The following is a 20912-nucleotide window of genomic DNA, read 5'->3' on the forward strand; positions in this document are numbered from 1 at the left end:
TTGAAGCTTTCTGTTATGTATGAATCTGTGCTTACGTCCGGAGGACGAACGGGGAATTCGCTGATGTGCTGCCCGTCCACCTCCGCTCCTGCTCCGCGTCCAGCCGCCGGTACAGGCTTTCCGCTTCCTTGGCCAGCTGCAGATCCCCGGAGCGTGCAGCCAACAGCAGCAGCTTATCCGCTTGTCTGCGAAGTTTGTCCAGAACCCCCGGGCAGGCCCCCGCAAGCCCGGTTTGTTCCGTTTCCCGCAGCGCCTGCTCCGTCTTCAGCAGCTCGAGCGTCCGTTCCACATGGAAGCTGTCCGTTGTCCCCAGCACCTCTGTATGGCGGGTATATTCTATGCTCAGCTTGGACAGCGGCAGCTCTCTGACACGCTCCACCATGGGCTGTCTGTAGTGCCATTGCACCCAAAGCGCTTCATGAATACCTGCGGGCATGGGATCCATGGCCAGTTCCAGTGCCAGAGCCTTGCGCTGTCCGGCGTTTATTTTACCGAGCTTCAGCACCAGCGGTCCTCCCTTTTCCATTTCCGCGCCGGCTCCGTAACACCCACAGTAAGCAACATGGGCTTCCAGCCAGATGCGCAGCTCAATATCACGGGCAACCATCTTCCGGCTTTTTCTCCGGCTCTCCTCATGCTGGGCAATGCCTCTCCACTCCACAAGTAAAATCAAGTGATGCGCGCCGCCGGCATAAATCCGGTTTTGGCTCCAGATAAATTCAGGTTGTATACTTGCTTGCATATTTCCACCTCTTTCTTTTTTTGGTTCTTCTATTAATGTACCAATAATGGCGGACAACTCCTTGTCATGGAATATACGTTCGCCCCTATAATATCGACAAAAAAAGAGCTGCATTCCTATAAAACCGAATGCCTCTTTGCGAAAAAACGGCGTTTTGTCTAATCATGGCGAAAATAAAACTTCGTTTTTGAGCAATTACAATGCACAATGAAACCTTCCTCCAAGTCCGGCGGTATTATACCCAGATGCTTATGGCCGGCAGCCTACGGGTAAATGAGGTGTAACCGGCTCGAACGGTCTGACGGCGCGTTGCGAGGCCCGATGGAGGCTGTCGAAGCTTGTCCTGCTATGCTACAATGTGGAGGAAGATGGCCGAACGAACACCCTCGATCAGGTGGTGAGATGAGATGAAGTGGAATCAACCGATAAGAAAACGATTGGCCAGGCTGTCAGGCGGAGCCATGCTGCTGCTGGGTCTGTTTGCCTTCCTGCCTGCCCCGGCGGCTGAGGCCAATTATTTCAGCGATTTATATAACGGATTGCAGAAATTCTCGGAATTGCCCGGTGAAGTAAGCGAACTGCAGGAGAGCTACCGGCAGACTATCGACGAGCTCCAGCAGACCAAAGATGAGCTGGGAGAAACCAAAGATCAGCTCGGCCAGACCTTGACAGAGATGGAAACCTACCGTTCGCAGAATGAAGCGCTGCTGGAGCAGAACCGCCAGCTCAGTCTCGTCGTCGATGAACTGAAGAACGAACGCACGGCGCGTGAGCAATATTTCAACCGGATTAAGGTGACTGTCATAACCGGAGTCGGGCTGCTTGTAGGTTATTTCCTTCTGGTCCGGCTCCTGCGTCTCAGCATGCGCAGCCGTTCCCGCAAAAGTGACCGGCTGCGCTAAGCAATACCATTAGAAAGCCCAAAGCGCATGGAATGAATCAATTGAATGGATCAAGGAGGGAGAAGCATGATCGTAGAGGTACAGGATGAGGGGGACAGCGGCAGCGGACAAGCCGTCAGGATCACCGTCGACGCCCATGAGGAGGTTCATGTCCTGCATCCGCAGCAGATTATCGCCTATCAGGGGCCTTCCTCCGGCCGTTCTGACCGGTTCATGAATGTCCAGGGCATATATCGCAAGCGCAAGCTGATCCGGGCCGAAATGAGCGGGCCTTCAAGCTTTGTAGCTGCATTGCCGCCAGGCTACCGGATTAAGACGCTGAAGATCGGCGGCAGCAGCGATCTGCTGTACGATTTCAGGCATCTGTTCTTTTATACCAAAGGGGTTACAATGGAGACACGGATTCTCAGCATGAAGAATATGCTGGTCACCCGCGACGTCGTGAAAGTGAAGTTCTCGGGGGAAGGGAGCATCGGCATCCTGACGGAAGGAACGGTATGCGAAGCCGCCCTGCATCCTGTGGAGCCGCTTTATGTTGATGCCGGCAGTGTCATCGCTTATCCGGAGAATGCCAAGCTTGAGCTGACGGTCTACGGCAACCATCTGGCCAGCCAGCATATGAGCTATCACTGGAAAATGACGGGCCGCGGGTACGTTCTGTTCCAGGCCGGCAGCCAGAACCGGCGGTTTGAGCGGGAGAACCGCGAGGACGGGCTCATCAAACGTTTGCTGCGCGAGGTTATTCCGTTCGGCGGAGTGATTATAAAATAGCTGATAACGGCAAAGGGATGCCTGTGTGTTATTCCACAAGGCATCCCTTCTTTATGCCAACCTTGATTAAAAGGGTGAAACCCGCTTACGCCAGGTAAGCGTTCAACATCCATACAGTCTTCTCTACACTGCTTCTGATGCCAATGAACAGATCGGCTGTAGGATGGTCACCCAGATCCTCAGCAGCTTCAATTCCGGCCTTCAGTTCGCTGACAATTAAAGTAAAGTCCGCTACCAGCTGGGCTACCATTTCTTTGGCGCTTTCTCCGCCAGCGGCTTCTTTGAGGTCGGAAAGAGCAAGATATTGTGTCATGGTAGAAGCCGGTTTACCGCCGATCGCCAGCAGGCGTTCAGCAAGCTCATCCACAAACCCCGCAGCTTCATTGTAAAGCTCTTCGAACTTCTCATGCAGCGTGAAGAATTGCGGTCCATTTACATACCAGTGATAGTGATGCAGCTTCACTCCGAGCAGAGTCCAGTTTGCAGTTTGACGGTTGAGTGCGGCATACAATTCGGTTTGATTCTTGACTTCTGTACTCATTTCAATTACCTCCCAGAGATATATTTATTAATTATTGTATTTAGACTTGTTCTAAATCTATATACAATTTAACACAAAATTGTGCAGATTGCAATCTGTTTTCTCATATTGTTGCTGCAAATTTTAGCATACCTTGCGTCGTTCTCCTGTTACCTGTGTCACAACAGACAAAAGTCACAGATATTGCCACAAATCCCCTCTTGCGGAAGAAAAGATTACACAAGCTCCTATATCAGCCACAATAACAGTATTTCCATATAGAGATACAATACTCTTACATTCACTTCCTTATATGTCGTTAGGCTCAGAGGCAATGGTACGAACTAAAAAAGGCATTAAAAAAGCGCCTCTCACCAGCGAGACGGCACCTTTTCAGCAAACCTATACAAAGCTTATTATTCCCTGGAGTAGACCTGCAGTTCCTGGATGGACCAATAATTACCGCCGGCACCGGTCTGCTTAATCAGAACATACCGTGTACTTACCGGTTTAAAATCGATCCGGGTCTGGTTAAGACCTCCCTTACCTGATGCTATGCGCTTCCAATCGGTGGCATTATCAGATATATAAACCTCATAACCCCGCGGATAATCATACGAGGACAGGGAATAATCCAACTCGATTGCTTCTATTGTATGCGCCGCGCCCAGATCGATCTGGAAATACTCGCCGGATGCCTGGTGCTTGCCGGTATCCCAGCGGGTACGCTTGTCACCGTCAATGGCATTGGTTGGATACATATTCTCCCCGTTGAGATTCGCTGACACCTTCCAGGCGGAGCGGTCGAGCGGAACCAGGCCGGTGGCGGTAATCTGTGTTTCTTTGGACATTACCTGCGAACCGGTAGCGCGCACCGCATACGTATACAGTGTTCCTTCCTCCAGATTCCGGTCTGTATAGGTGGTTTGCTGAACGCCTTTGGCTATCACCTTCAGATCGCCGCCCGAGCCTTCGGCCCGGAGCACTTCATAGCTTGCTCCGGGGGCCTCCAGCCAGTTCAGCTTGACTGCCATTCCTTTGACTGCAGCCGCTTTGAAGCCCTGCGGCGCTGTATCCGCTACCTCCGAGGACGGCTGCAGAATATACTGCACCGCCTCTCCCGGAGCCAGCTTCTCCGTAAATTCAATGGTTGGGCTTGCCTTCCGTCCGGTTACATAGGTACGGGCCTCTTCGTAAGTATCGCCGTTGCCGAAGCGTTCGCCTTCATAAACTGCGGCTTCCGGCATCGTCACTTTCACTGTCACAGTTTGTTCAGTATCCTCAAAATTTACGAAATTCACCAGAACCTTGTTGGAGGTAGCTCCGCTGCCTGCCAACGGCTCAAGCGTGGAGGTATCGACCGCCCGCACGTACACCTGCTTATCCGCCAGGTCGTTCTTGTTGGCGACCTCATAGCTCAGCGGCGTTCCATGTGTGGCATAGGCCAGACTCAGCCTTCTCATAATGCTGACCCGGGAGTCCTCCCCTTCTTTGGTATAATAAATTTCCGTTGCCGCCGGATCATGATCCTCCAGATTGAAGCCGTACTTGAACAGGCTGAAATCCTTGAAGAAAGCGGCATGCTGCACGAAGATATCCGCGTAACCGATATGTGCGCGCATAATCCGGTCGAATACTGCGGCCGTCGGCTCGGAAGCGCCATACTGATAGGCATCGACATGGCTGTCCGAGGTGCCGAATTCGGTAGTCAGCATTTTCTTCGGCAGCCCGTTTGCGGCTCCGCCGAACGTTTTGAGATTCTCCGTAAAGCTGCCTCCGTTGCTGAAAATATAGGACTCGCCGTACGAGTGCCCATTGGTCAGATCCGTTACATCCTCCAGTTCGGCACGCTGCTGCGGGTCACGCTCCCAACCGTCGGGATCCCCGCACTGCTTCACTGCTCCCTTCTGGTTGCCGCACGAATCCGCACTGTAACTCGGCCAGTAGGCCCAGCCGGGGGCCACGGTCTGCATGTGGGGGGATATGCTCTTGCCCTTGGTATTCAGCCAGTCTGCAATCGCCAGATTGACAGCCTTGGAGCGGTTGAAGAGCCCGGGTTCGTTATCCACCTCGTAGTACTGGAAGTACTTGCCGTATTGCTCGAAGTAATCGGTCAGCTTCTGCTCCGCCTCTTCCGGCAGTGTGCCGTCCTCGTTCAGCTTGATATCCCCGGTATACAAATACAGCGCGACTGCCTGCATATTATAGTCTTTCAGGACCTTGTAGTAATCCTCCATATTCGAGCAGGCCCGCCCGACATCGCTGGCACAGCTGGCACGCATCACATTGCCGCTGTAAGCCAGGCCGAGCCACTTCATCACATAAGGCAAATGCGATACGGCCCCCTCGTCAAAATAAAACTGCTTATTGCTAACCATCGTTCCGGTCAGTGTGTAGCTGCCGTGAATCGGCTCTTGGATTTGGCTTTTCAGCGATTCCAAGCTTAAAGAATCCCATGTCCACCAATCGTACTTGTCTTCCAGGGAAGATGAATAGATTCCTCGTGCGACCTGCAGCTTCAGTTCATTATCGCCGGTAACCAGCTGCTCCTTGGGAATGTAGAGCTCATAAGTTTTGCGGAAGGTATACTTACTGTCTGTGCCCGACACGCCGGCGATCTGGATAATTCCCGACAGCTGCCGGTTTGAGAATACGCTCATCTGGGGCACGGACTTATACGCATCCAGGATGCTTACGCGAAATAAGACCCCGTATTCCGGGATCTTATCCAGTTTATACTTAATGCTAAGCTCAGGATTTGAATCTCCCTTGAGCCCGGACGGAACAGCCTTCACCTCGGAAGCCGATAAAGCGCCGGCAGCAGCCTCAATGACCTTGGCGCCTGCGGGGACGGATTCGGCAAATTCGGCGGAGGAACCGTCATCTTTGCCGATCCCCCACAGCAGTGTGCCGTCCGGCAGCTCGGGCCCCGTATCCTTCGCTGCGGATAACTCAGACATATCGACCTTCACCTCGGTCCTGGAGGTCCCGTCATTTCCAAATACAGATACGGACAACAGAAACAAGACGGCCAAAGCTGCGAATTTAAGTACAATATGAAGTGGTTTGCTTTTTCTTTTTCTTCTACTCGTCCTCGATCTCATTTCTTTGCCCTCGCTTTCTTCGGGAGCTTATGTCTAATAACCATTTAGTAGCTGAACGCAGTTTTGGAGATCACAGCCGGCTTCTGGCTCTTGCTCTTCCACATTAGGCGGATGCTGGCATCGCCGCGATTCTCAAAGTACTCTACTTTAATATCATAGGCGGTGCCAGCAGTCAGCCGGATGCTGCCCTTATGGCTTACGCCGCTCTGCTTCTTCCAGCTGTCGATGACCAGTTTCCCGCCGATATAGACGCGGACACCGTCGTCGGAGGAAGCTGTAAAAGTATATTCTTCGCTGTAGGAAGGTGTAATCTTGCCGCTCCAGCGTACCGAAAAGGAATCCTTGCCGATGCCGGCTGCGGGTGAATCTCCGCGCCAGTTGAAATCGATGGTGGCGTCGTTGCGGATCAGCACCGGCGTTCCCGACAGATCCGGGTTGCTGTAGTATTGCCCGGTTAAGCCCGTACGCGGCGCAGCCGCAGAGGTTACAGGTCGGGCGGCCAATTGCTTGATGTAGTCGTTACGAGAAACAATATAATGATTGTTCATGAAATTCTTGATCTGCTGCAGATCATTGTTCTCATGCAGCATCTTGCCCCATGTCATCGTATATACCCATTTATTCTGGGTTTGAGACAGCACCTTGGGATCGGGCAGCTCGCCGCTTTCGCCGATGCCGATCGGCTTGCCGTCAGCAAGCTTCAAAAGCTTTTCATAATAGGACTGCTTATAGTCATTGTTGTAGATATCGGCAGCCAAAATATCCACCTTGCCTGTTCCCGGAAAATAGGGCTCATACTCATCTGACCATTCATTGGGCGCATTCGGATTCCATACCCACAGCAGATTATTCAGCTTATGAACGCCCGTCAGCCGGTTGTACATGATATCCCACAGCTTAACGAAATTGCTCTTGCCTCCCCACCAGAACCAGTCGCCGTTCATTTCATGATACGGCCGCCAAAGCACAGGCACATCGGCATCGCGGAGCTGCTCCAGGTAACCGGCGATCTCATCGATGTCGGCAATCAGCCTCTTATATTGCGGAGTGCCGGGAGTAACGTAAGGATCGAACTCCTCCTGGCTCAGGCTCATTTGCACGTTGGCCCAGGACGGGGCCGTACCGGGCAGGCTCTGGTGATACGTCATCACAACAATCCCGCCGTTCTTATGCCATTTGATGGCACTGTTAACGACATTCTGGCGCTGCTTGGCAATCGTCTTCTGCGGTTGATTATTGATCGGCCCCAGCTCATAGCCATGCAGTGCGGCGTATTCTCCGCTATCCTGCTTTAGCTTGTTGTTAAATTCATCGGGGCTCTCCAGATAATCATGCTGGCCGGAAACCATGCCTAGTCCGCCAAGGTCGGATAAATAGCTCAGCAAATCAGCCGCTTCCCGCGAAGCAGCGGGGTTAATCGGGGTAATCTCAGCGGACGGGGTCACCACCGTCCTGGGCACGGAGAGACTGCGCGCTTCGCTCCAAGGCAACAAAGTGAGCAGCAGAATTATAGGCAATATTGTGGTAAATAACCGGAACTTGCGGTAAGTGTTCAAATCATAATCTCCTCTCTCCAGTCGCAGAGCGCCATTTCCGGTGCCTTTGGCTCGATCCAGAGCCCGGCTTAATGAGAAAACAGAGCAGGATAGCCTAGTGGCCCTGCTGTTTAAGCAGGGCCGAAAAGGGTTCGACTTTCAGGATTTTATTATGGAGTGTCTTACCGGCATCAGCGCTTTAGGCTGGAAATCAGCAGCAGCCGCTCACGGCTTAGGAAGCGGAAGGAAGAAACAGGGCGCTGGCGGGCACGGTTCCCTTGACTTGGCTCGGGCTTTCCCACATCAGACGCGCTCTGGCATCCCCTTGATTCTCGTAATACTCTACTTTAATATCGTACAGTTGCCCGGCATCCAGGCTGATGCTTCCTATGCGTTCCGTTACGCTCTGCTTCATCCAGCTGTCGATGACAAGCTTGCCGTCGATCCAGACACGGACGCCATCATCTGAAGTCGTATAAATCTGATACGTTTCACTGTAAAGCGGTTTGATCTTGCCGGTCCAGCGGACGGAAAAGAAATCGATGCCAAGTGTAGCATCCGGCGCGCCCTGGCGCCAGTTGAAATCAATCAGTGCATCATTGCGTACAATAGCCGGTGTACCGGAGAGCTGCATATTGTTGAAATATTCGCCCTTCAGCCCGTTTGCTGCAGGCGCCGGAGTTGCCGTTGGCGCAGGCGCCGGAGTTGCCGTTGGCGCAGGCGCCGGAGTTGCCGTTGGCGCAGGTGTCGGCGCTGCCGTTGCTGCAGGTGTCGGCGCTGCCGTTGCTGCAGGTGTCGGCGCTGCCGTTGCTGCAGGTGTCGGCGCTGCCGTTGCTGCAGGTGTCGGCGCTGCCGCTGGTGCAGGTGTCGGCGCTGCCGTTGGTGCAGGCGTTGCCGCCTGCACCAGCGCTGCTGCGGCAGCCTGATTCTCCGCTACCCCGCCGGTCATATATAAAGCGCTGGCGGGTACGGTTGCTTTGCTCTGGCTGGGGCTTTGCCACATCAGGCAAACCCGTGCATCGCCTGCGTTCTCATAATATTCGACTTTAATATCGTACAATTGTCCCGCTGCAAGCGTAATGCTGCCTGTGCGTTCAGTTCCGCTTTGCTTCGTCCAGCTGTCAATGACAGACACACCGTTAACCCAAACGCGGATTCCGTCATCCGAGGTCGTATAAATCTGGTAAGTCTCGCTGTAAGCAGGCTTGATCTTGCCGGTCCAGCGGACCGAGAAGCCGTCGATGCCTATAGAAGCGTCAGGCGAACCCTGCCGCCAGTTAAAGTTGATATTTGTATCCGTGCGTACCAGTGCAGGTGTGCCGGACAACGTCATGTTCTTGAAATATTCACCCTTTAAACCATTGATGGCAGGAGCCGTAAACCCTGCCTCCGGAGCTGCAGTCGGTACAGCAACCGGTGTTGCTGTCGGTATTACGGTCGGTGCTGGTGTTGCCGTCGGCGTCGGTGTCGGTGTTGCTGTTGGTGTAGCCGTAGGTTTCACTGTTGGTGTCGGTGTTGCCGTTGGTGTAGCCGTAGGTTTCACTGTTGGTGTTGCTGTCGGCGTTGCTGTCGGCGTTGCCGTTGGTGTTGCCGCAGGCTGTGCCACCCATGCCTTATACTCATCGCGTGTCAAAGTGTAGCTGTCGCCCATAAAGCTCTTAATAGTATCGTTGGAATTTTTCTCGTAAAGCATTTTGCCCCAGCTCATCATATACACGAAGTTCTTCTGGGAAAGCTGCAGCTTGGCCGTGCTTGGCATTTCGCCATTCTCGCCAATGGCTACCGGCTTGCCGGCCGCCAGGCTGTTGATTCCATCATAATATTTGTTCATATAATCATTGTCATAGATATCAACCGCAAGAACGTCCACTTTATCGGCACCCGGATAGGTCAGATTGTACGGATCGGACCATTGATTAGGGGCATTAGGGTTCCACACCCACAGCAGGTTGTTCAGCCCGTGAACATTGACGAAACGGTCATACATAATATTCCATAAAACGGCAAAGTTATTTTTCTTTCCCCACCAGAACCAGTTACCGTTCATTTCGTGATAAGGTCTCCAGAGTACCGGTACACCGGCATCCTTCAGACTCTTCAGCGAAACGGCTACCTTATCCAGATCGGCAATCAGATTATTGTATTGAGTCGTGCCTGGAGTTACATATTTATCGAATTCGCTCTGGCTGAGCGGTTTTTGCACATTGGACCACTGATAGGCGGTACCCGGCAGGTTCTGATGGAAGGTCATCACGACAATCCCGCCGTTCTTATGCCAATTGATGGCGCTGTTCACAACATTCTTCCGCTGCGCCGCTGCAGTGCTTTCCGACTGGCCGCTGATTGCACCAAGTTCATAACCATGAAGTGCGGCGAATTGGCCGCTGGTTCCTTTAAGCTTGTTGCTGAATTCGTCCGGACTTTCCAGATAGTCATGTTGTCCCGTAATGATGCCTTTACCGGAAATCGAGTACAGGGTATTCAGCAGCTTGACAGCCTCGGCAGATGCATTCGGATTAACCGGCGCATTAGTCTGGGAGGCCGCTTTTGCAGTATTAGCTACTGCCCATGGGCCCAAAGGTATAATGGCTAAAAATACGGCCAGCGACAACGTGAAGCACAACAGGCGAAGCTTACGGTTAGTTTTCAAAAAATCTCTTCCTTTCGGTAGCCAGGCTGCCACTCTCGCGAAGGCCCTATAGCTTTGCGTCCCTATCTTTCGAGTAGGTTTGCCTTTGTCGAATTTTGGAAGGTTTTATCCTTCTAACCGTAAGTATCGACGCTATTTAATTTTTGTTTATAGCAAAATTGGAAATTAAAATAAAAATGGTTCTAAATACCTGTTTTGGATTTGACACAATTGGTTAAATAGTTATTTTAGACCTATCAGATGCCTATGAAATAAACTGCTGCAGCGTGATATCCTCCCAGTCCAAGGTGATGCGGATATTATCCTCTTCCACCAGCTCCGAACCGGTCTGCACCTCGATCAGCTCCACATCGGTAAGCGCCAGAATGGCATGCTTGGTGCCTTCCGGAATGCGTACTACATCGCCCGCCTTCACGTTGTGCATCCGTTCGTTGAGCACAATGCTCGCCTCTCCGCTGACAATCGTCCAGATTTCGCTGCGTTTGTGGTGCAGCTGATAGCTGATATTTTTGCCTTCCTGGATAAAAATCCGCTTCGTCAGCACCTCATTGCCTTCGTTGTATTTCACATAATCGATGACTTTGTAGTGTCCCCAGCGGCGTTCTTCATACATCGGTCTTTGGTCGAAGGATTTCAGCACTTCCTTGATCCGCGGGCTTTCCGCCTTGTGCGTAACGAGAATGCCGTCCGGGCTGGCCGCGATAATCAGATCTTTTGCCCCGATGACCGTGATTGGGATATCCAGCTCATTGATCAGTGAGGTGCCTTCGGAATCCTCCGTAACAAACCCTTTGCCCACGTGGTTGCTGTTCATTTCCTCGGTCAGCGTGTTCCACGTGCCAAGGTCCTTCCAGAAGCCTGCATACGGCTGAACCACGATGTTCTCTTCCTTCTCCACGACCTCATAATCAAAGCTGATCGACGGCAGCAGCTTATACTGCTTCTGCAGCTCTTCATAGTTGAGCGGCAGACCCTTCCGCTGGAGAATGTCAAGCAGATAGCCGAGACGGAAGGCGAATACCCCGCAGTTCCACAGTGCGCCCTGGGCGATCAGTCCTTCGGCCTGCACCCGGTCCGGCTTCTCCTGGAAGTGGCTGACCCTCAGGAACCCGCTGCCCCCGGACTCGGCGCTTGTCGGAATGATGTAGCCGTATTTCTCCGAAGGATGCTCGGGCACAACGCCCATCAGCGCCAGATTCGCCCCGCTGCTCTCCATCGTGGCTTCCAGCTTGACAATGGTGTCAAAGAAGGAGCTCTCGACATAGGGATCAACCGGCAGAATGGCTACCGTCTCTTTCGGCGAAACGCCAGCGATCGAATACAAGTAAGCTGCTGTCAGTGCGATCGCCGGAAAGGTGTCGCGCCGCTCCGGTTCAACGATGATCGGCACTTCGCCGCCAAGCTGGCTCTGGATGCTCTCGACCTGGCTGCGGCCGGTGGCCAGATAGGATGAACCGGTCATCCCCGCTTCCTCCAGCTGTCTCCATACGCGCTGAACCATGGATTCCGGTTCACCCGCCGGACTCTCAAGTACCTTCAGGAATTGCTTGGAACGCGAATCGTTGGACAAAGGCCACAAGCGTTTGCCCGAACCTCCGGATAAAAGTACCAGTTTCATAAGTGAACCCTCCTCAAGAGTTAATAAATGTTTACATTCAGCTTTTGGAATGGACCGATAACCGCCGATGACAAATGCTTGCAGGATATATGAAGTGGATATTCACCACTTATTTTCCCTCATGCAGTCTGTATGGTTAAGTTAGTTGGATTTTCGCCCACTAATCCGGCCTTCCGGAGCGAAACCGGACGTTATCGCCCAAATTAGTTGGCCAAAATCGAACTATCCCCTTGATAACCAAGGTTATCTGCGGAATTAGGTGGCGAATTTCCAACTAATCTCCGCCTGCCCAGGGACGGGCGAGCCCTACGCCGCCGGGAGGGTGAAACGCTCACCGCCAAGCGGTAAAACGCTCACCGCCAAGCGGGTGGAACGCTCACCGCCAGGCGAGTGGATCGCACGCTGCCGGGCGAGGAACGCACACGCTGCCGGGTGCGTTCCTCCCGCCTTCTCAAGCGGCGGCCTCTTTACACCGCTCCGGCCACGCTCGGCGAGAAGCCGCTGAGTCCGCCCATCTGCGGACGGCCCACCGAGTGGTATTCCAGGCCCGTGCCCTCAATTTGCTCCTTGGAGTAAACATTGCGGCCGTCGATCAGCACCGGATGGCGCATGGACTCCGCCAGCTGATGCAGATTGATATCCTTGAACAGGCTCCAATCCGTCAGGAGGCACACCGCATCGCTGCCGCTGGCCGCCTCTTCCGGCAGCCCGCACCAGCGGACCTGCGGATGGTCGTACTGCTTGCGGAAATTGTCCGCAGCGATCGGATCGTAGAGCTTCACAATCGCCCCTTCGTTCACCAGCGTCTCGACGATTTCCCTTGCCGGCGCTTCGCGGACATCATCGGTGTTCGGCTTGAACGCCAGTCCCCAGACGCCGATAACCGCTCCGCGCAGGCTGCCCAGCGATTCATGCAGCTTCGAAATAATCATGAACCGCTGGTCCTTGTTCACCTCGACCACCGATTTCAGCAGCTTGAACTCGTAATCCACATTGCCCGCAATCTGGATCAGCGCATTGGTGTCCTTCGGGAAGCAGGAGCCGCCGTAGCCGATGCCGGCCTGCAGGAAGCTGGAACCGATCCGCCGGTCCATCCCCATCCCTTCCGCCACTTCGGTTACATCGGCACCCACTTTTTCGCAGATATTGGCGATCTCGTTGATGAAGGAGATTTTGGTGGCCAAGAAAGCGTTGGAGGCATACTTGATCATTTCCGCACTGCGGATGTCCGTAACGAACACATTCTCCGTGAAGCCCAGATGAAGCTGGCGCATCGTCGGTTCAAGCTGCGGATTGTCGAGCCCGATGATAATGCGGTCGGGATGAAGGGTATCGCGGATGGCCGAGCCTTCGCGCAGAAATTCGGGGGCGGAGACGATGTCGAAGGGATGGCTGGTATGCGAGGCGATGATGCTGCGGATTTTCTCGTTGGTGCCTACCGGTACGGTCGACTTGGTCATGATAATTTTGTAGCCTTCCATCGCTTGGGCAATCTCCGTCGCCGCGCCCTCAATATACCTGAGATCGGCCTCACCGCCCGGCAGCGAAGGCGTACCGACGGCAAGAATGATAATTTCGGAGCGGCGTACCGATTCCGCGAGATCCGAGGAGAAGGACAGCCTGCCTTCCCGCAGGTTCATTTCGATCAGCGCTTCGATCCCCGGCTCATAGATCGGCGATTCCATCCGGTTCAGCTTGTCGATCTTCTCCTGATCCTTATCCACGCAGATGACATGGTTTCCGTTAAGCGTAAAGCAAACCCCCGACACAAGACCCACATATCCGGTACCGATTACTGTCAGCTTCATCTCATTGTCCTCCTCTAAGAAAATTGACGTAGGCCTGTTCCACGTACTGCTTGAACTGAACCATAAACGCCTGTTCATCGAATTTGCGTGCATGGCCCATAATCTGGCCGATATCCCATGCATAAGATTCCACTTCGTGGATGGCCTTCAGTAAATCTTCGACCTCCTGGTGCTGGAAGAACACACCGTTGACGTAAGGAACGATGGTGTCGAGAGCTCCCCCCGCCTGATAAGCGATAACCGGTCTTCCTGCGGCGTTGGCCTCCAGCGGCGTAATTCCGAAATCCTCTTCGCCCGGAAAAATAAACGCCCGGCACTGGGCCATCAGCCCGGTTACCTCTGAGTCATCCAGCCGCCCGAGGAAGGAGACATTGTCCTTCGCCATGCCTTCCAGCCGTTTGCGGTCCGGGCCGTCTCCGACAATGTACAGCTTCAGTCCGTTGCGGTTGAACGCCTCGACCGCCAGGTCGATCCGCTTGTAAGAGACCAGCCGGGAGACGATGAGGTAATAGTCCCCGATCGAGCTGGAGCTGCTGAAGCGGGCTGTATTGATCGGCGGGAAGATGATATCGGCATCCCGGTGATAATAGTTCTGAATCCGCGATTTCACCACGGAAGAGTTCGCCACGAACTGGTTCACATTTTTGGAGGTCCGCTGATCCCAGGTCTTGAGCCGCTGCATGTAAATCTTCAGCAGTCTTTTGAACAAGCCGGAATTCGTCTGCCGCTCCATGTAAGTGTCATAATCCCAGGCAAAACGCATGGGCGTATGGCAATAACACAGATGAAATGTGGATTCGGGCACCTGAATGCTTTTCATAAAAGCACTGCTGGAACTCAGGACGATATCGTACCCGCGAAAATCCAGATCACGGATGGCCATGGGATAAAGCGGCAGCACCCCTTTAAAATTGGTCTTCACGCCCGGAATTTTCTGCAGCCATGAGGCCCGGATATCCGCATCCTTGAGGTTCTCGGTCAGCCGGCTCCCGTTAAATACCGTTGTGAAGATCGGAGCCTCCGGGTACATGTGGTGGAAGACCTCCACAACTCTTTCCGCTCCGCCCATTTGGATTAAATAATCGTGCGCTATCGCAATTTTCATGTGAATCATCCTCAAAGTTTTATGGAGCAGCATCATCAAGAGTGGACGGAAGACGGGAGAGGGGTCAGCCTCCTTAAGGTCCCGCCGCCTATCCGCTATGCGTCAGGTAGCCGCCAGCAGTCCTTTGTAATAATCGACAATATCCTTCACCGTATTCTCGATGACGAAGTGCTCTTTCACCCGCTTCATGCCGTTCTCGGCCATTTGTCTGCGCTCTGCGGGATGGTTCAGCATCCAGGTAATGGCGTCGGCCAGTACCGCCGGATCGCCGGGCTGAATGAGCAGCCCCGTCTCGCCCGGGACAACAATCTCCACCGGCCCGCCCTCGTTCGAGGCGATGACCGGAAGACCGGCTGCCATGCCTTCGACAATGACCTGGCCGAACGGCTCCGGCGTGATCGAAGTATGGATCAGCAAATCGGCATTGCTCATGAGACCCTGTATATCATCCACATGACCCAGCAAGCTGACGCTCGTGAGCTCATCCTGCTTGATCTTCTGCAGCAATTCTTGCTTGTATTCCTCTTCGCCGAACAGCGCGTCGCCGGCGAGCCAGAACTTGACCCGCGGGTCGTGCTTGAACGCCTTGGCCGCTTCCAGTACGATATGCTGGCCCTTCCAGTGGGCCAGTCGGCCGACGAGCAGCACGTTGAAATCCTGCTGCTGGCCCCGCTTCAGCGCACCTTCGCCGATTGCCTTGGCGAAGGCAGAGTAGACGACCAGCGTCTTCTTGGTGCGCGGCAGCTCCAGCGCGTTCAGCGTGGAGTGGGAGTTCGCGATGACGCCGTTGGGCAACAGCCGCGACAGCATCCGGATACCCTTGGCGACGACCGGCTTCAGGTAAGGCGTGCCGATGTGATCCCGGATATGCCAGATCAGCGGCACCCCCGCTCTCTTGGCGGCAATCGCGCCGTACAGCGCCGATTTCAGGGAGTTGGTGTGTACGCAGTCCACCTTCTCCTCCTTCAGCAGCGGTGCCAGCTTGCGGCCGTAAGCCAGCAGCTTGAGCGCTGCGGCCGGTGCGCCAAGGTTCACCGTGTTCCGCCCGCGGCTGCGGATGCTCTCATCCAGCGGGATGATGCGGACATCGATGCCCCGCTCGCGCAGGCGCTCGGCGAGCGCCCCTTCCTCCGCCAGGATGACCAGCGGCTGAATCTCCTTGTCAATGTTGGTCAGGATGTTGAACAGGGCAACCTCCCCGCCGCTCCACTTGGCGGTGTGATCGATATAAGCAACTTTTAGCATCCGGCCGCCACATCCTTTCCGAGCATTTGGTGGAATACGGCTTCCACCTGGTCGCCTACATGCTGCCAGGTATACTTCTCCAGCACATGGTTCCGGCATTCCTCACGGCTCGGAAGCAGCTTGCGGTTACTGAGCATGTGAATGATGCCCTCAGCCATATCCTCGCTGCCGGAGCCCTTGAAGAGCAGGTCCGGACGGAAGCCCTGCAGAATCTCCTTGTTCCCGCCTACCGGAGTCGCCATGACCGGCAACCCGCTGGACAGCGCTTCGACGGTAATCAGACCGAAGCCTTCAAGCGCCTGCGAGGGGACGACAAACATGTCGGCAGCCTGGTAATAGCTGGCCAGATCCTGGTCGGGAATGTAGCCGAGCAGCCTCACCTTATTCCCCAGGCCGTAATCGGCAATCTTCTCCTCCAGCTCGCCGCGCAGCGGACCTTTGCCGCCGATCAGCAGAATGGCGTTCGGGAAGCGCTCGGACACCTGCTTCCAGGCTTCCAGCAGCTGCAGCAGCCCCATCCGGTTCATCAGCCGCCGCACGGTAAGCACCGTAGTCGCACCCTCCGGCAGGTTCAGTGTCCGGCGGACTGCCAGCCGGTTGCTTGCCGGCACGAAGCGCTCCACATTGGCCGCGCCCGGAATCACGATAATCTTGTGCAGCGGTACCCCGTGCAGCCGGTGCAGCATATCGCGGAAGTACTCGCTCAGTACAATGAATTTATCCGCCAGCTTGTAAGCTTTATTCTCAATGGACTTGGCGATGGTCGTCTTGACCCTATGCTTGATGCCCTGCCCTTCAATCTTCATCTCTTCGTTCCATGGACCGTGGAAGGTCATGATAACGGGAATCCCCCGTTTCTTCGCCTCCAGCGCCGGCCCGACGCCGTAAGGGGCGAAGTGGGAATACAGGATATCGACCCGTCCGCTGCCGCTGCCCATCAGCTCCGCTGCTTTACGCTGGAAAGCGTCCTTGCGCTTCCAGATCGTCTCTTTGGGATCTCCGGCATTGTGAATGATCAGATCCTTCGGGGTAAGGGGCGTCTCCTGGCTGCAGATCAGCGCATCCACCCGGTTGCGCAAGGAGAGCTGCTCGCAGACATGCTTGAAGTACGTATTCAGCCCTCCCGGCTGCAGCGAAGGCCAGCTCAGGCCGGTCGTCATAATGTTGAGCCCGTCATTGTACGGCATAGCTCTGCTCCCCCTTCTTTCCCTTCTCGGCCTGGCCCAGCGCGTTATGCTGTGCCAGCTTGCCGGAGCTGGTCAATTCGTAATGCTTGAAGCCGACCATGAATTCGTACATCACCCAGAACACGGATACCGCGAAGCCCGCGATGCCTTTCTTGAATAAGCCGTGCAGGAAATATTTCTGCAGAAACCGCGCCGGCGGCCGCAGCAGCAGATTGCGCAGCTTGAACGGCTTGCCGCTGGCATAGGCGCTTTGCGCCTCCAGATCGGTGTATTTGTTGAAACGGTTGACGTGGTCATTGATGCTACGGAAGCCCTGATGCCAGAGCACGCCGTTCAGCTTCTCCGTGCGCTCCTCCGACACTTCCGGCATCTCATGCACCAGAGAGTTGCGGATACCGTATTCCTTGCGGTTATACAGCCGCACCAGGTATTCGCCCTTATCGAGCCACCGGCCGAGAAAGTCGCCGATGCGGTACAGCGAATAGGCGATCGTAGCATCGGTTAAGCCCGGTTTGCGCCGCAGGATATCCTGCGCAAGCTCTTCACTGACCACCTCGTCGGTGTCAATCAGGAAGACCCAGTCATGGACGGCGCGTTCCACCCCGAATTCTCTTTGCTTCGCGTAGCCGGGCCACGGGTTGACGAAGACCCGGCAGCCGAGTCTCTCGGACAGCTCTACCGTCCCGTCCTTACTGCCCCCGTCAATTACCACCACCTCATCGGCGAAGAGACGGCAGGACTCGATGGCTTTGGCAATCCGCACTTCGTCGTCCTGTGCAATGATGACGGCCGAGACCGGATAACTGCCCGGTCCGCCAAGCACGCTGGTCACTGAATCCATGAAGGTTTCCTCCTTTGGTTGTTTGGCTTATCCATCCGCCGGTTTCTTGCGGATATAAGAATTCATTGTCGTCTTCATCCACTGAATGTCGCTTCCGGTGATCAGCAGCCGGGGCAGCTTCACCTTCAGGCCGAATCTGATATTCAGGATAATGAACAGAAAGCGCAGGCTTCCCGACAGAAGCATGGCCAGACCGGCTCCGAACAGCCCGTATTCCGGCACAAGCACGAACAGGAGCGGCACGACCAGAGCGAGGCCCACGCCCTGGAGAATCGATACGAATTTCGGCTTGCCGAGCGCCATGAACATCTGGGCCAGAATCAGCGTTCCCCCGCTGATCGTTACTTCCAGCAGCAGCAGGCGGAACACGGTCAATGCAGTGTTAAACTCCTTGCCATACAGCAGCGGAATGATTAACGGAGCGATCAGCATGAGGAGCAGCGAGCCGAGCAGTGTAACGGTGGTGCTGATCCGGAAAGCCCTGAAGGTCAGGGCAATGCATTCCTCTTTGGACAGCTCGGAGGCTTTCGGGAAGAGCACCACCTTCACCGAGTTGGAGAAGAAATTGACCATCCGGGAAAGGCTTACCGCTACGGCGTACAAGCCGAGATCAGCCGGCCGCAGCAGGGCGGCAATGAGGATCTGGTCGATGTAGGTCGTGAACTGGCCGAGCAGGTCGTTGCCGTAGGAGCCGAACCCGTAGGTAATCAGCCGTTTGAAGTTCAGGTAAGTGTCCTTCATCTTCACCCGGTACGTGCGCAGCAGCGATACCGTATTCGCGATGAACAGCGGCATGGCCGGCAGCAGATACGCCAGCGCTGTGGTATACGGCGTGATCGCATCCAGCAGGATCAGGATGCCGATCGCCGCCAGTGTCAGCAGCGGCACCAGATACCGGATCAGGTTGAACTTGCTGTAATCGCCGCGGAACTGAAAGGCGGCATTGTTGATCTGCGAAATCACCACCAGCGGGCAGAGCACCATCGACCACTGGGCGAACAAGACTACCTGGGGGCTGAAGGAGTCCAGCCAGTAAGGCAGCACCACCACGCCGATTACCGTGGCCAGAATGCCGAAGCCGATGCCGAGCAGCAGCGCGAGGCGGTACAGTACCCCGGCATCGTCCGGATTTTTCTTGGCATTGTAGATCAGCGCCGATGGAATGCCGAAGCTGAGGCTGAACGCCAGAAACTGTGACCAGTTCACCATCGCGGTCTGTTCGCCGCGTCCCGTCGGGCCTAAGTACCTTGCGGTCAGAACCCCGGTCAGCATATTGACCAGCAGGATAAGGATGCTGACGATCATTGTTTTGACGGCGGCCGAGCTGTTGTTGCGGCTCTTCGTAAACCGCTTGACCGTTGACCAGACCGAGTTAGCCGGTGGTGATTTCGCGTTCAACTGCTGCATACGGTATTCCCTTCTTTCTGCTCTCTATCATCTCTTTGGCGCCGAGGCCGAGGCCGATCAGCATCCAAATCAGGTACCCCTTCAGTCCGGGAAAGCCGTTGTCTGACAGCAGGCTGACGATGGCGCCCATCCAGGCGGCCAGCGCCAGCCGGGCATAAGGCTGCAGATTGCCTCGACTGGTGACTTTGCCGAGAATTTGTTTGCCGACTGCACCCAGCGCACCGAAGAAGAACAGGCCGCCCAGTACGCCGAAGGTCAGCAGCAGCGCAATTACGCCGTTGTCCATAACGCCGTATTCGCCAAGCTCTCCCCCGTTACCGAGCTTGGTGCTCTGGCCAACGCTGCCGATGCCCTGGCCGACAGGATTCGCGGCCACCATCGGGAGCATGTTCTGCCACAAGACCAGGCGCTCGTTGTAGGAATGGTCCTCCGACACCGACGTCAGCGTCTCCATCCGCGCTACCAGTCCTTCAGCCCCTGGCAGCTTGGGAACCATCCAGAAGAGCGCAGCAGCGACAACGCCGAGCTGCAGCAGCATCTTCCATTTACCTTTGGATGGCGATGTGGCGATGTAGACCAGCAGCATGACCAGCATGACCAGCCAGGCGGAGCGGACCAGTGTGGTCAAGAGACAGATTACCACGAGCAGAACACCGGCCCAGCTGAGCGTGCCCCGCCATTTCTTCTCCAGAATCATCGGCACCAGTGCGAAGACCAGGAAGGCCGCAGCCGGTCCCGGAGAATTCAGGGTGGAGAATACCCGGACCTCCAGCGGATACGGCGTTCCGATCGACATCATATCGGCGTTGCGCATCCAGAAGGCGTCCCAAGGCGGAACCGTCAAATACTGGATGATGCCGTAGATGGACACCAGCACGGCGATATTGGCAAAGATATACAGCAGCCGGTCGATATCCCTCGCGCTGTACCGGATCACCGCAAAGAACGGAATCAGCAGCAGCGGAACGATATAGTTCGCCAGATCGTACACCGAGCCTACACCATTCTTGGCCAGCCCGATGAGCGCTCCGTAGGCAAGTGCAACTCCAAACAGCACGATGATCCGGACATACGATTTGCGGATGCGGTGAATCTCCTTCAGCACGGGTATGGCCAGTGTCGCCCCCGTCAATAGCGGGGCCAGACTGAGCAGCGATACCGAATGGTAGACTCCCTCGGACCAGTCGGCGATCCGCCGCAGCTCCGGGGCCACCGCCCAGATCAGGAGTGTGTACGGAATCAGCCCCTTCGGCTTCAGCAGCGCCAGCAGCAGGGCCGGAAACAGCAGCCCGGCGAGTATGATGCCCTGCAGGCTGTCAGAATCGCTGAGCTGGGCGCTCGCAAAGCCGATGATCAGCGGCAAAGCCAGCCCGGCAGCACATGTTGCGGTCATGATCCCGGCCGACTTCAGCGAAGATCGGTTCGGCAGCGTCAGGCTGCCCTCATTCTTGGCTTTCATCTTTATCCCTCCACTCCG

15 protein-coding genes and 1 riboswitch are annotated in these 20912 nt (G+C 55.1%); of the genes, 2 read left to right on the top strand and 13 right to left on the bottom strand.

The features are described from left to right. Window positions 1-31: 31 nt before the first annotated feature. On the bottom strand, window positions 32-742 hold the full coding sequence (locus tag F1381_RS02020) for a hypothetical protein (protein ID WP_151733150.1): 711 nt from the start codon (window positions 740-742) through the stop codon (window positions 32-34). 407 nt (window positions 743-1149) lie between these two features. Here F1381_RS02020 and F1381_RS02025 point away from each other — a divergent pair, with 407 nt between their 5' ends. Both F1381_RS02025 and F1381_RS02030 read left to right on the top strand, forming a co-directional pair. Continuing rightward, window positions 1150-1644: a hypothetical protein gene (locus tag F1381_RS02025; RefSeq protein ID WP_151733151.1), complete on the top strand. Its 495-nt coding sequence runs from the start codon at window positions 1150-1152 to the stop codon at window positions 1642-1644. A 66-nt stretch (window positions 1645-1710) separates the two neighbouring features. Then, a complete protein-coding gene (locus F1381_RS02030; protein WP_151733152.1) occupies window positions 1711-2415 on the top strand; it encodes an AIM24 family protein in 705 nt (234 codons plus the stop codon). Window positions 2416-2500: 85 nt separating this feature from the next. On the opposite strand, the gene F1381_RS02035 is transcribed toward F1381_RS02030, so the two are convergent. The 12 genes from F1381_RS02035 to F1381_RS02090 form a co-directional block, all read right to left on the bottom strand. Then, on the bottom strand, window positions 2501-2956 hold the full coding sequence (locus tag F1381_RS02035; protein ID WP_151733153.1) for a Dps family protein: 456 nt from the start codon (window positions 2954-2956) through the stop codon (window positions 2501-2503). 395 nt (window positions 2957-3351) lie between these two features. Then, window positions 3352-5895, bottom strand: coding sequence for a discoidin domain-containing protein (locus F1381_RS02040; protein ID WP_151733154.1), 2544 nt, complete (start codon window positions 5893-5895; stop codon window positions 3352-3354). A 188-nt stretch (window positions 5896-6083) separates the two neighbouring features. After that, window positions 6084-7595 carry a glycosyl hydrolase gene (locus tag F1381_RS02045; protein ID WP_151733155.1) on the bottom strand — a complete coding sequence of 504 codons (1512 nt, stop codon included), beginning with the start codon at window positions 7593-7595 and terminating at the stop codon, window positions 6084-6086. 211 nt (window positions 7596-7806) lie between these two features. Beyond that, window positions 7807-10224, bottom strand: a complete 2418-nt coding sequence (locus tag F1381_RS02050; RefSeq protein WP_246187869.1) for a PA14 domain-containing protein — start codon at window positions 10222-10224, stop codon at window positions 7807-7809. Window positions 10225-10237: 13 nt separating this feature from the next. After that, a riboswitch (cyclic di-GMP riboswitch) is annotated at window positions 10238-10318 on the bottom strand. A gap of 150 nt (window positions 10319-10468) precedes the next feature. Next, window positions 10469-11842 carry a sugar phosphate nucleotidyltransferase gene (locus F1381_RS02055; RefSeq protein ID WP_151733156.1) on the bottom strand — a complete coding sequence of 458 codons (1374 nt, stop codon included), beginning with the start codon at window positions 11840-11842 and terminating at the stop codon, window positions 10469-10471. Between the two features lie 467 nt (window positions 11843-12309). Next, entirely contained in the window at window positions 12310-13650 is a 1341-nt protein-coding gene (locus tag F1381_RS02060) for a UDP-glucose dehydrogenase family protein (protein WP_151733157.1), read from the bottom strand. A gap of 1 nt (window position 13651) precedes the next feature. Further along, window positions 13652-14755 (bottom strand): glycosyltransferase, encoded by a 1104-nt coding sequence (locus tag F1381_RS02065; RefSeq protein ID WP_151733158.1) that lies wholly within the window; start codon window positions 14753-14755, stop codon window positions 13652-13654. A 102-nt stretch (window positions 14756-14857) separates the two neighbouring features. Next, window positions 14858-16000, bottom strand: coding sequence for a glycosyltransferase family 4 protein (locus tag F1381_RS02070; protein WP_151733159.1), 1143 nt, complete (start codon window positions 15998-16000; stop codon window positions 14858-14860). Next, window positions 15994-17187 carry a glycosyltransferase family 4 protein gene (locus F1381_RS02075; RefSeq protein WP_151733160.1) on the bottom strand — a complete coding sequence of 398 codons (1194 nt, stop codon included), beginning with the start codon at window positions 17185-17187 and terminating at the stop codon, window positions 15994-15996. Before F1381_RS02075 ends, F1381_RS02070 begins: the two co-directional genes overlap by 7 nt. Then, window positions 17174-18028, bottom strand: a complete 855-nt coding sequence (locus F1381_RS02080) for a glycosyltransferase family 2 protein (RefSeq protein ID WP_151733161.1) — start codon at window positions 18026-18028, stop codon at window positions 17174-17176. Before F1381_RS02080 ends, F1381_RS02075 begins: the two co-directional genes overlap by 14 nt. A 27-nt stretch (window positions 18029-18055) precedes the next feature. Next, a complete protein-coding gene (locus F1381_RS02085) occupies window positions 18056-19435 on the bottom strand; it encodes a lipopolysaccharide biosynthesis protein (RefSeq protein ID WP_151733162.1) in 1380 nt (459 codons plus the stop codon). Next, on the bottom strand, window positions 19401-20894 hold the full coding sequence (locus F1381_RS02090) for an O-antigen ligase family protein (RefSeq protein WP_187355145.1): 1494 nt from the start codon (window positions 20892-20894) through the stop codon (window positions 19401-19403). The genes F1381_RS02085 and F1381_RS02090 overlap by 35 nt, the downstream gene beginning before the upstream one ends. Window positions 20895-20912 lie beyond the last annotated feature (18 nt).

The sequence above is a fragment of the Paenibacillus tengchongensis genome, from assembly GCF_008973665.1.
In the GTDB taxonomy this organism is placed as follows: Bacteria; Bacillota; Bacilli; order Paenibacillales; family Paenibacillaceae; genus Paenibacillus_AQ; species Paenibacillus_AQ tengchongensis.